We start from the raw sequence: 11,786 nt of genomic DNA on the forward strand, positions 1-11,786 counted from the left end.
CTTTGTCAGCGGCTTTACAGCCTAGAATATTTTTCACGTAAACGCTGGCGCACAAATTCGGCGACCGTATTAAAAAAGAAGGTAAAAATAAAAAGTACAAACGCGGCTAAAAACAAGATGCGATAATGTGAACTACCAACTTCTGATTCCGGCATTTCAACCGCGATATTAGCCGACAAAGTGCGCATACCTTCGAATATATTCCAGTCCATAATTGGTGTATTACCCGTAGCCATCAGCACAATCATAGTTTCACCGACCGCGCGTCCGGCGCCCATCATCACGGCAGAAAATATGCCGGGACTCGCGGTCAAAATAACAACTTTTGTCAAGGTCTGCCAGGGTGTAGCCCCTAACGCTAAGGAACCCATTGTTAAACTTTTCGGAACAGTGAACACAGCATCTTCAGCAATGGAAAAAATCGTTGGAATAACCGCAAACCCCATGGCAATACCGACAACTAGTGAATTACGCTGGTCATAATCAATACCTAGCTCATTAGTCAGGAACATACGAGTATCCCCGTCAAACAACCACAATTCCAAAGTACCGCTGCAGCGCATAGACAGATAGCCTGCAAGCAGCAGAACCGGGATCAGAATTAATGGATGATAGCCCCCAGAAAGCGAGTCTTGAATATTTCTAGGTAAAATACTGCAGATAAATGCAGTTGCTAATATACTCAGAGGTAAGCTGAACAACAGCAGAATAATGCCCGGCAGATGGCTCTCAATCAGAGGCGCCAGCCACAGACCGGCAAGAAAACCGAGAATAACCGTCGGCAATGCTTCCATTATCTCAACCGTCGGTTTTATATAAGAACGAATGGCAGGAGACATAAAATAAGCAGTATAAACGGCAGCTGAGACAGCAATCGGCACCGCAAACAGCATCGCATAAAAAGCGGCTTTTATGGTTCCGAATGAAATCGGTACCAGACTCATTTTAGCTTCAAAATCATCACTGGCAGAAGTCGACTGCCAGATATACTGCGCCTGCGGGTAACCTTCATACCAGACTTTCTGCCATAACGCCGACCAGGTAATTTCAGGATGATCATTATCAACTGCAAATAAACGCAGCCGGCTGTTATCAGCTATCAAGACAGCATCCGCACGCGGCGATGCTGCGGCCAGAAATGTGCCGTTGTCACTCAGTTTTGTGGTTAACAGGCGCGTACCACCTGTGGTGTGAAACAGTGATAAATAACCCTGGCTGTCCGTAGTCAAAAAACCCTTGCGAAAATACTCCGGCGTAATAGCGGTCACATTATCCGGCGCTTTAAAATCACGGATAAAAGTAAAAGTGCGTTTATTATCTTGTAAAACCTCGAACCACTGACTGATAACACCATTATCATTAGCGACCATAAGTGAACTGGCTCCGGTTAGGAGCTGCATGTCAGTCACATCGGCATCGACAGCATTAATTGTCACAGCAGATTTAACACGAATATCAGCAATATCAGAAACGTCGTACACTAATAAATTATTGCCTGAGCGTACAAACAGGTTGTTAAGATCCGGGCTTAACAGCATCTGATCCACCCGGTGAGGCAGCGAAGGCAGTACGACAGCCTGCTTTTCCCATAGCAGCTGATCGCTGATTATGTTTTCACTCGCAGTTAACAGGTAATAAATGCCTCGTCCGTCAGCAGTCACCACAGCAACAGCCGCACTTTGTTCTGCAAGCTCAAAACTTGCACTGGTGATTTTCTGTTCCAGAGCATCTATCTGCATCCAGGCACTACCGAAAGGGTAACTAATTTCAGGTGTTATTAAACGCAGGTCATCTGGGTAGCTAGTACTGAATGTCGGCTGAAATATTTTCACCCGTCCGTGCTGATCGGCAAATAGATAAGCACCGGCAGAAGCCGACGCCTTAGCAAAAGCGGTGTAACTGCTGGAGATAGTTTCGCTCAGCAGTAAATCGCCCAGGTCATTATCCCGTAAGGAATAGAAAAACAGTTTACCGTCAGCAGTGACCTGATAAGTAATCTCATTCTGCTCATCCAGGCCAAGTGCCAGCACATCGGCGTCGTTCGAGTAAGCGAATTCTTTTTTGGCTTCAATGGTAACGGGGGCAAAAATAGGGGAAACAACATAAAGTAGATAAGCGAATATCAGCAGCAGTGTAAGCAGCACGAGCGCACCGCCGCTGCTGATACTGTATTTGACTAGTTTATCCTTAATAACACGTTTCTTGTCGGCCTGTAACGTGTTTGCTAAGTCAGCATGCATTATTTACTATCTCCAGCATATTTTTTACAAGTGCGGTTATTAAGCTTTATTATGTGTTCCTGCCGGCGACTATTTAGATTCTCAGCAAGATGGAAGTAATGCAGTGCAGACGAGCTATATTAATAAATGACTTCGGCTGAAAAATTTCGCACTCAACCGGGCAAGGCTTCCATTAGACGGCCTCTAGTATATTGCGCTTTTATGACAGTTATATTACAAATGTATAGTTTGTGACATAAAGCAGGTACTTATGGCGGTACAACAGGCAGGTATAAAAAAACCAGTCATGAGACTGGTTTCAGCAGCATCGGATAGATTTATTTATCCAGTGCCTCATGCAGCACTTTACCTAAGCGCGCTATGCCCTGTTCAATAATATCAGGGTCGACACTTGAGAAGTTCAGACGCAGGGTATGCAGACCGCGTTTACTCACGTAGAACGGGTCGCCGGGAACAAACGCAACTTTCTCAGCAATCGCTTTATCAAAAAGCTCCATCGCCGACAAAGACTCAGGCAGGGTTACCCATAAAAACATACCGCCTTCCGGATTGATATAAGTAACTTGTTCAGGAAAGCAGCGTTTGATAGCGTTCTCCATAACCTGTTTCTGTTTACCGTAGACCGCAATAATTTTTTCAATATGCGCCTGCAGATCATTATCCTGCAAAAAGCGGTGTAATACTCGCTGACAGAAATAATTTGAGTGCAGATCCCCTGCCTGTTTAGCAATAATCAGTTTTTCCATTAACGGTTTAGGCGCAACAATCCAGCCTAAACGAAAAGATGGTACAACCGTTTTTGAAAATGAACCTAATAAGATAGTCTGCTCAGGCAGGAGGTCTTTAAAGGACAGCTTTTCTTCACCGGAGAAGCGTAAATCGCCGTAGGGATTATCTTCAATCAATAAAGTACTGGTTTTTGACAGGCACTGCGCAACGGCGCGACGGTTTTCATTAGTGTAGGAAATGCCCGACGGATTCTGAAAATTCGGCACCGTATACATCAATTTGGCACGACTGGTTTTTAACGTATCCTGCAGTGCCTTTATGTCCATGCCGTCTTGATTCACAGCGACAGAATTAAATTCTGCTGAGTAAACTTCAAATGCCTGAATAGCACCTAAATAACCGGGCTCTTCGATAATAACCTGGTCACCTTCGTTGATTAATACTTTACCAAGCAGGTCTAATCCCTGCTGAGATCCATTGGTGATCAGTACTTCATCAATATTTATGTCTAAACCTTTACGCTTGTAATCAGCAACAATCATTTCACGCAGCGGTAAATAACCTTCAGTACTGCTGTACTGTAGAATATCCTTACCATCATCATTAAAGATATCATTGGTTGCTTTCTGAAGCGCATCAACAGGAAACAGGTCACGGTTTGGAAGTCCGCCGGCAAAAGAGATGATTGACGGATCAACAGCCACTTTTAATATTTCACGAATGAAAGACGGCGGCACACCAGAGATACGATTTGAAAAAAGCTCGTTCATAAAATTATCCATAATAACAGTTATTGAATTAGTGTTATTCAATAGGGTAAATGCAGAATAACCTTTTTATGTTATTTAAAAACAAATAACAAGGTTTAGGCGTGTGATAAACAGAATTATTATCTTTTTCTATTATTTCCGATAATAAAGAGATGCATTGTTCAGATAAAAGTAAGGTGTTGATTATAATCATAAATTATAAAACCAATAACAAAACAGTCGTACCTTTAAGAAAACTAAACTGCAGATCCGGCCGCTTACTTTAACCACAAAGTGCTGGTAAATTAGATTAAAAACCTCAATACATCGATTTTAGGTTAAAAAAAAGGAGACATAATGTCTCCCTTTAAAAAATCTAATTATTCATCAGATATTTTGATTAAGCTAGTGCTTTTTTAGCTACTTCAACTAAATGAGCAAATGTTGCTTTATCAAATACTGCGATGTCTGCAAGGATCTTACGATCGATTTCAACAGAAGCCTTTTTAAGACCATTGATGAAACGGCTGTAAGATAAACCGCTTAGACGAGATGCAGCGTTAATACGTGCAATCCACAGTTGACGGAATACACGTTTACGTTGACGACGGTCACGGTAAGCGTATTGACCAGCTTTAGTTACTGCTTGAACCGCTACGCGATAAACACGTGAACGAGCTCCGTAATAACCTTTAGCTTGTTTTAAGACTTTCTTATGACGTGCACGCGCTTGTACACCACGTTTTACTCTTGGCATTTTTTAATTCCTTACTTAAGCGAATGGTAACATTCTGTTAACACTAGGTACATCTACTTTTGCTACCATGCTTTGTGCACGTAGGTGGCGCTTACGCTTAGTAGATTTTTTAGTAAGGATATGACGTAAGTGTGATTGCTTACGCTTAAAACCACCAGAAGCAGTCTTTTTAAAGCGCTTTGCAGCACCTTTGTTAGATTTCATTTTAGGCATTGCGAACTCCGCATTGTTCTAAGTTTAAATTAAACCAGTAAGGCGAATGTTTATGCTGTTTTATATAAAATAAAACAGCTTAACACTACTTTATGCCTTAGCTAGCACGTTTAGGGCCTAACACCATAACCATCTGACGGCCTTCCATTTTCGGGAAAGACTCGACAACAGATATCTCAGCTAAATCCGCTTTAATACGGTTTAAAAGATTCAATCCTAATGACTGGTGTGCCATTTCACGACCACGATAACGCAGTGTTACTTTAGCTTTGTTACCCTCTTCAAGAAAGCGAGTCAGGTTGCGTAGTTTTACCTGATAATCGCCTTCATCAGTCCCAGGACGGAATTTTATTTCCTTCAACTGAACCTGTTTCTGATTCTTCCGCTGTTCTTTAACGGATTTACTCTTTTCGTACAGAAATTTGCCATAATTCATGATGCGACAAACTGGCGGCTCAGCATTTGGGCTGATCTCAACTAAGTCTAAATCTGCATCAATTGCCATTTCTTTTGCTTCATCTAGTGAAACAATACCAACTGGTTTGCCTTCCGAATCAGAAAGACGAACTTCAGTCCCAGTGATCTCATCATTCAAACGATGTTTATTGCCCTGTTGCGGGGCTTTTCTTGCACCTTTTATAACAAATTCCTCCAAATAGATTTAACGACGTGTAATGATTTCTTCTTTAACGTAATTAACAAAGTCTTCGACATTGTATTTTCCTAAATCATCACCTTTACGTGTTCTTACAGCCACTTCCCCGGCTTCGACTTCTTTATCACCGATAACAAGTAAATACGGAACACGCTTTAAAGTATGCTCGCGGATTTTAAAGCCTATCTTCTCATTTCTCAAGTCCGAAATGGCTCTAATTCCCGATTTTTTCAATTTATTTACAACTTCTTGCACAAAATCAGACTGTTTGTCCGTAATGTTCATCACTACAACCTGCTGCGGTGATAACCACGTCGGATAAATACCCGCGTACTCTTCGGTTAAAATACCGATAAAGCGCTCTAATGAGCCTAAAATAGCACGGTGGATCATAACCGGCGTATGGCGTTCGTTATCTTCACCAACAAATGACGCATCCAAACGACCCGGCATTGAGAAATCAAGCTGGATTGTACCACACTGCCACGCGCGACCTAAACAATCATACAGGGTGAATTCAATTTTCGGTCCATAAAATGCACCTTCGCCCGGCAGTATATCATACTTAATTTCATTTTTATCTAAAGCATCCGCTAAAGCTGCTTCAGCTTTATCCCAAGTTGCATCATCACCTACGCGCTGATCCGGGCGTGTTGATAATTTAACTTCGATATCATCAAAACCAAATGTTTTGTAGCATTCAAATACCATTTGAATACATGCAGATACTTCACTAAGGATCTGTTCTTCTGTACAGAAGATATGTGCATCATCCTGAGTAAAGCTGCGTACACGCATCAGACCGTGCAGTGAACCCGATGGTTCATTACGGTGACAAGAACCAAACTCAGCCATACGTAATGGTAAATCACGGTAAGACTTCAACCCCTGATTAAAGATCTGTACATGACCCGGACAGTTCATCGGCTTAATCGCGTAATCGCGGTTTTCCGAACAAGTACAGAACATATTATCTTTATATTTACCCCAGTGACCAGATTTCTCCCAAAGAGACCGATCTAATATCTGCGGTGCTTTTACTTCCTGGTAATCATAAGCTTCAGTCTGCTCACGAACATATTTCTCTAATTCGCGGTAAATAGTCCAGCCGTTATTATGCCAGAACACCATACCAGGAGCTTCTTCCTGCATATGATAAAGATCTAACTGTTTACCAATTTTACGATGGTCACGTTTCGCGGCTTCTTCAAGACGTTTTAGATACGCCTTAAGCTGCTTTTTATCTGCCCATGCTGTGCCGTAAATACGCTGCAGCATTTTGTTGTCTGAATTACCGCGCCAGTATGCACCGGCAACTTTCATCAGTTTAAAATACTGGCAGAATTTCATTACCGGTACGTGCGGACCACGACACATATCGATATATTCTTCATGGTGGTATAAACCGGGACGGTCATCTTTATGGATGCCTTCAAGGATCTCCAGCTTGTACTCTTCGCAGCGCTCTTTAAAAATACTGATCGCTTCGTCTACCGATACTTTCTTCTTAATCACAGAATAATTGGTTTTTACCAGCTCATTCATGCGTTTTTCTATTTTTGCCAGCTCTTCATCATTGATAGCAACATCTAAGTCGATATCGTAATAAAAGCCGTTTTCGATAGTCGGACCGATAGCCATTTTAGCTTTTGGATAAAGCTGCTTAATTGCGTGACCTAATAAATGTGCACAGGAGTGACGTAGTATTTCTAAACCTTCATCATCTTTTGCGGTGATGATAGAGATATTTACATCATCTTCAATGGGATCACAGGCATCAACTAATTTACCGTCTACACGACCGGCGATACATGCTTTCGCAAGACCCGGGCCGATATCGGCGGCGATTTCCATTATTGATGTCGTATTTTCGAATTGACGTTGATTACCGTCGGGAAGAGTAATTATTGGCATGCTGTTTCCTCACAGTGATGCTTCCAACCAAAAAGCATTTGTATTATCTATAAAAAACGAAGCGCGTATTTTAAAGCAATATAAGCCGCATGAAAAGCGGCAATTTTAAATCGCATAAAAGTTACACATATTTTCTATAGATCTTAGGGGAAACAGTCTGAAAATTATCTATTTTTTGCTTTTTCCCGGCGTATTTTCAGGTAAAAAATCATTCCCTTTAAATAGATTCAGAACCACCTCCTTGTTACTTGCCAAATACAAGCCCAGTTCCTCTAACTGCTCATCATCTAAGGTAACCGAGCTTGCTCCCAAAAATGCGGCCAGCTGATCAGCACTGTCTAACATTTTGTCATAAGCATCAGCTTCTTTTTTACTGGTAAAGGTCATTTTTTCAACACCTTTTCTTTCTACAATGTATTTTATAATTACTGCCACGGCGGCCTCTTTTATAACTCGATAATGAACCTGGTATAACAACTGTTTTTTTATACAGTAAGTGTTTTATATTTAATATGCAAGCTTTGTTTATAGATGTAAATTTTGCTATCTTCTACTTTACCTATTAAAACATATGAATACAGCCAGTGAAAACGATCATCTGTCACCATTGTGATATGGTTTCAAAAGTACCTAAGTTAAAAGCGGGCTACGCGGCAAAATGTATACGCTGCGGGCGTGTAATTGCCAAAAACAGTTTATGTGATCCTTCCGGTATACTGGCATTGTGCATTGCTGCGCTGATTCTTCTTATACCCGCCTTTTATTTCCCCCTGATTTCTATTCACCTGTTAGGTATTACCGAAGGAGCTAATTTATTACAGGGCGCGTTAATGATGACCAGCAATGCACCGATTGTCTCGTTTGTTGTCCTGTTTTGTGCCGTGATTGCACCTACCCTGTTAATTCTAACCATCACTTTCAGCAGTGCCTGTTTAACATTTAACTATCATCCGCCTTACCTGCCGAAGATTTTAAAAATAACACGTATTCTTATACACTGGTCGATGCTTGAGGTCTATATGGTGAGTTTAATGGTGGCTATTTTTAAACTAATGACTTACGCCGATCTGTATTTAGGGGCTGGTTTTTATTTTTTTGGTGCTCTGTTAATGCTTAATATGACGATTTTAAGTAATTATAATAATCATGATTATTGGGAACGCTATATACATGGATAAACACGCGACAGCAGGAAAAACCGGTATAGAGCAAGGACTGCAGCTTTGTACCATCTGCGGTAATTACTCCAGACAAATTGATAATCCTGAAACCTGCCCGGTATGCTTTAACGATATTGCCCAGCGCAAAAACAATAGTTTACAAAAAACCTGGGCATTATTAATTACCTCCATGGTATTTATTATTCCGGCAAATTTATACCCGATCACCTACCTGCTGAAAAATAATATTTTATACCCGGACACCATATTTTCAGGCATTATAAGTTTAATCAACAGTGATATGCTTGGTATTGCTCTGATCGTATTTGTTGCATCAATAGCAGTCCCCATTTTTAAAATTGCCGCATTAGCGGTCATTGCACTATCAGTACAGCTTCATTGGAATTTAAGTCCGAAAAAACAACTTTGGGCATTTGGATTCGTTGAATGGATCGGCAAATGGTCTATCCTGGATCTTTTTGTTATATCAATTATGGTTGCCGTTTTCGATAAAGGGCATCTTTTGTCCGTATATCCGGGAGTCGCAGCAACTTCTTTTACAGTCGTAGTCATCACCACCTTATTTGCAGCTAACAGCTTCGATACACGTTTAATTTGGGACGCTCAAACACATGAATGAACACTTTTCAGAAAATCAGGCACAGATTGTAAAAACTCGTTCAGTTTCTCCTATCTGGTTTTTACCCGTTGTAGCTGCCGTTCTCGGCTTGTGGATTCTATTTCAGAATATTACCCATGCTAATATGCAGGTTAAAATTCACTTTCAAAAAGCGGATAGTATTATCGTTGATAAAACCAAAATCCGCTATAAAGGGGTTATTGTCGGTACCGTCAAAAAAATTGAACTGGACAGTGCCAGCGGTGTTAATGTAATTGCAGAAATAGAATCCCATGCAACTTTTATGCTTCGTGAGCAGACCCAGTTCTGGTTAGTTTCACCAAAGGCCTCTCTGACTTCAATTACTGGTTTAGACACTTTATTTTCAGGCAGTTATATCAACCTACAGCCGGGTGACGGAGAAGAGGCAACTGTTTTTGACGCAATAGATGAAGAACCGATAACCATCCCCGATAATGCTTTATTAGTCAGCCTTAAAAGTGACTCAGCCGGTTCCGTCAGTGTCGGCACGCCCATTTTCTTTAAAAAGATAAAAGTCGGTGAAATTGTGCAGGTGCGCCTAGATGACAGCGGCCGTCATGTTAATATAAAAGCCTTTGTCGAAAGCGATTTTAGCCACCTGGTGAAAAGCGCCAGCAAGTTTTGGAATATAAGCGGGTTACGGGCAAATATTTCACGTGCTGGTATTGACGTAAATTTAGACAGTATTACCTCGTTAATTGCAGGGGGCATCACATTCAGCTCACCGCAAAAAAGTGAAGCGGCTTCCGCACAGACTCAGTTTGAATTATATGAAAATATTGACAAGAGCGAGGCTGGCCAGGCAATCGAGCTGACCATCAATAATATTAATAATCTACCTAAAGGCGCCGGTATCTTATTTAAAGGTCACGGTATCGGTAGAATCACTGATATTGAGTATTCCCTTGAGCAGAAACAGTTTATTGCCCAGGCCACTATCAATCCGCAGTTTAGTGAAATGATCACCGAAGGTGCTCAATTCTGGGTTGAAAAAACTGCAGTTTCTTTTTCTAAAATTGAAAATCTGGGGAATATCATCACTGGAGATTATGTCGCTTTTGCTCCTGCACCGGATGTGACGGAGGCTAAAAAGGCCGACAGGTTTACACTGCTTCAGTCACGCTTACCTGTTTCTCCATCTCTTGATTTAATGCTGCTCACTGAAGATGCGACAGGTTTAAATGCCGGTGATCCAGTCAGTTACCAGGGTATAAAAATCGGTACTATCCGCAGTTTAAATTTTGCACAGAGCGGCCGTTTTATCGAAACTGCTATCAGTATTGATCACAACTACCAGTACCTTATCAACAAAAGCAGTCAATTTTATTTATTAAGCGGTGTTAATATGAAAGCGTCTCTGCAGGGCATAGAAATGCAGTCGACACCTCTAGAGCACCTTCTGTCCGGCGGTATAGGTTTATATAATGCCCAGCCCGTTAAAAAAACCGCTAATAATAAAGCACTCGATAAAAACCTGCGCTTCAGGTTATACCCTTCCAGAGCGCTTGCCGAAGTGGGAAAAAACGTTTTTAGTAAACCATTACCCATTTCTGTTTTAAGTAAACAATTACCAGCAGTGAGTGAAGGCTCACCGGTTTATTACCATAAACTGCCGATTGGAGAGGTAATCGGATTTTCTATCGACAACTCTGGTTTAATGAAAACCAGCTTGAGTATTAAAGGACAATACAGACACCTGATTAAAGAGCAGAGTATATTCTGGAATATCAGCGGCTTTAATGTCGATGCAGGACTCGGCGGCATCGAAATTCAGGCCGACTCATTATTATCGATAGTAAAAGGCGGGATCGCTGTTGATCTCGGCAAAAAAGGCATCGATAACAAACATGCTAACGGCAGTTATAAACTGTTCGACAGTTATGAAAAAGCCACTAAACCGCCAGTGGTTATCTCTGTATTTTTTGATCAGGCCAATGACCTGCAGGTCGGCAGTAAATTACGTTTAAAAGGTTTAATTATAGGCAGCGTTAGTGAGCTGACACTGACTAATAAAGGTAAAGTACAGGCGAAAATAAATGTCAAAGCAGAATTTGCAGCGCAGACAGCACGTAAAGGCAGCCGCTTCTGGGTGATCAGTAGTGATATTTCATTATCCGGTGCTAAAAATCTGTCAACCTTAGTCAGCGGGGTATATATTAATGTCGAACCGGGTAAGGGAGCACCTGCTGATGAGTTTAGCGGTGAAACCTCTGCCCCTATTATTGAACGCCATAAAACCGGCCTGCCGTTAATTTTACTGTCTGATAACGCCGGCTCAACCGATATCAACAGCCCTGTTTATCACCGGCAGATTCAGATTGGTGAAGTGATGAGCAAGCAGCTAAGCAGTGATGCTTCTGGTGTTGAAATCGCGATTAACATCTACCCGCAGTATTCACATCTGATCCGCGAAAATTCTATTTTCTGGCCGGCTTCTGGTTTTAACTTAAATGTGGGTATTACCGGCGTGGCATTAAAATCAACTTCACTGACCTCTTTAATAAAAGGCGGGATCAGTATGAGCACACCTGATAACAAACCACTGCAGGAAATGAGTGATGCTTTTGCCCGCTTTAAATTAAAAACTGAATTCAATGAAAACTGGCTGAACTGGAAATTAGCCATTCCCAAGCCATAGATTTACTTTCTAAAAACCTGTATAAAGCGCACTTATGCACCTGCATAAGTGCGTTTTTTTTAAGGATTAC

General features: G+C 41.4%; 10 protein-coding genes. 3 read left to right on the forward strand and 7 right to left on the reverse strand.

Features of this window, described 5'->3' with window-relative positions:
* Window positions 1-14 precede the first annotated feature (14 nt).
* The 7 genes from G327_RS0103845 to G327_RS0103880 all read right to left on the reverse strand — a co-directional run bounded on the left by G327_RS0103845 (window position 15) and on the right by G327_RS0103880 (window position 7,692).
* Complete coding sequence (locus G327_RS0103845) at window positions 15-2,240, reverse strand: ABC transporter permease subunit (protein ID WP_019613444.1); 2,226 nt, start codon at window positions 2,238-2,240, stop codon at window positions 15-17.
* A 317-nt stretch (window positions 2,241-2,557) separates the two neighbouring features.
* Window positions 2,558-3,739 carry an aminotransferase-like domain-containing protein gene (locus G327_RS0103850; protein ID WP_019613445.1) on the reverse strand — a complete coding sequence of 394 codons (1,182 nt, stop codon included), beginning with the start codon at window positions 3,737-3,739 and terminating at the stop codon, window positions 2,558-2,560.
* Window positions 3,740-4,118: 379 nt separating this feature from the next.
* Window positions 4,119-4,475, reverse strand: coding sequence for a 50S ribosomal protein L20 (gene rplT / locus G327_RS0103855; RefSeq protein WP_019613446.1), 357 nt, complete (start codon window positions 4,473-4,475; stop codon window positions 4,119-4,121).
* A gap of 15 nt (window positions 4,476-4,490) precedes the next feature.
* On the reverse strand, window positions 4,491-4,688 hold the full coding sequence (gene rpmI / locus G327_RS0103860; protein ID WP_019613447.1) for a 50S ribosomal protein L35: 198 nt from the start codon (window positions 4,686-4,688) through the stop codon (window positions 4,491-4,493).
* Between the two features lie 97 nt (window positions 4,689-4,785).
* Window positions 4,786-5,343, reverse strand: a complete 558-nt coding sequence (gene infC / locus G327_RS0103865) for a translation initiation factor IF-3 (RefSeq protein WP_019613448.1) — start codon at window positions 5,341-5,343, stop codon at window positions 4,786-4,788.
* 6 nt (window positions 5,344-5,349) lie between these two features.
* The gene (gene thrS / locus G327_RS0103870; protein WP_019613449.1) at window positions 5,350-7,257 is read right to left on the reverse strand and encodes a threonine--tRNA ligase; all 1,908 of its coding nucleotides are present in this window, start codon (window positions 7,255-7,257) and stop codon (window positions 5,350-5,352) included.
* A gap of 168 nt (window positions 7,258-7,425) precedes the next feature.
* Window positions 7,426-7,692 carry a YebG family protein gene (locus tag G327_RS0103880; RefSeq protein ID WP_019613451.1) on the reverse strand — a complete coding sequence of 89 codons (267 nt, stop codon included), beginning with the start codon at window positions 7,690-7,692 and terminating at the stop codon, window positions 7,426-7,428.
* A 149-nt stretch (window positions 7,693-7,841) separates the two neighbouring features.
* On the opposite strand from G327_RS0103880, the gene G327_RS0103885 reads away from it, so the two are divergent.
* The 3 genes from G327_RS0103885 to G327_RS0103895 are packed head-to-tail and all read left to right on the forward strand — an operon-like array spanning window position 7,842 to window position 11,716.
* Window positions 7,842-8,435, forward strand: a complete 594-nt coding sequence (locus G327_RS0103885; protein WP_157600979.1) for a paraquat-inducible protein A — start codon at window positions 7,842-7,844, stop codon at window positions 8,433-8,435.
* Entirely contained in the window at window positions 8,428-9,057 is a 630-nt protein-coding gene (locus G327_RS0103890; RefSeq protein WP_019613453.1) for a paraquat-inducible protein A, read from the forward strand. The genes G327_RS0103885 and G327_RS0103890 overlap by 8 nt, the downstream gene beginning before the upstream one ends.
* Complete coding sequence (locus G327_RS0103895) at window positions 9,050-11,716, forward strand: PqiB family protein (RefSeq protein ID WP_019613454.1); 2,667 nt, start codon at window positions 9,050-9,052, stop codon at window positions 11,714-11,716. The genes G327_RS0103890 and G327_RS0103895 overlap by 8 nt, the downstream gene beginning before the upstream one ends.
* The last annotated feature ends 70 nt before the right edge of the window (window positions 11,717-11,786 follow it).

This window comes from Psychromonas ossibalaenae ATCC BAA-1528 (assembly GCF_000381745.1).
Taxonomy (GTDB): Bacteria; Pseudomonadota; Gammaproteobacteria; order Enterobacterales; family Psychromonadaceae; genus Psychromonas; species Psychromonas ossibalaenae.

What these genes read in the sequence shown, in the direction of transcription:
- G327_RS0103845 (WP_019613444.1), bottom strand. Translation starts at nt 2,240, where the DNA reads ATGCATGCTGACTTAGCAAACACGTTACAGGCCGACAAGAAACGTGTT.
- G327_RS0103850 (WP_019613445.1), bottom strand. Translation starts at nt 3,739, where the DNA reads ATGAACGAGCTTTTTTCAAATCGTATCTCTGGTGTGCCGCCGTCTTTC.
- rplT (WP_019613446.1), bottom strand. Translation starts at nt 4,475, where the DNA reads ATGCCAAGAGTAAAACGTGGTGTACAAGCGCGTGCACGTCATAAGAAA.
- rpmI (WP_019613447.1), bottom strand. Translation starts at nt 4,688, where the DNA reads ATGCCTAAAATGAAATCTAACAAAGGTGCTGCAAAGCGCTTTAAAAAG.
- thrS (WP_019613449.1), bottom strand. Translation starts at nt 7,257, where the DNA reads ATGCCAATAATTACTCTTCCCGACGGTAATCAACGTCAATTCGAAAAT.
- G327_RS0103890 (WP_019613453.1), top strand. Translation starts at nt 8,428, where the DNA reads ATGGATAAACACGCGACAGCAGGAAAAACCGGTATAGAGCAAGGACTG.
- G327_RS0103895 (WP_019613454.1), top strand. Translation starts at nt 9,050, where the DNA reads ATGAATGAACACTTTTCAGAAAATCAGGCACAGATTGTAAAAACTCGT.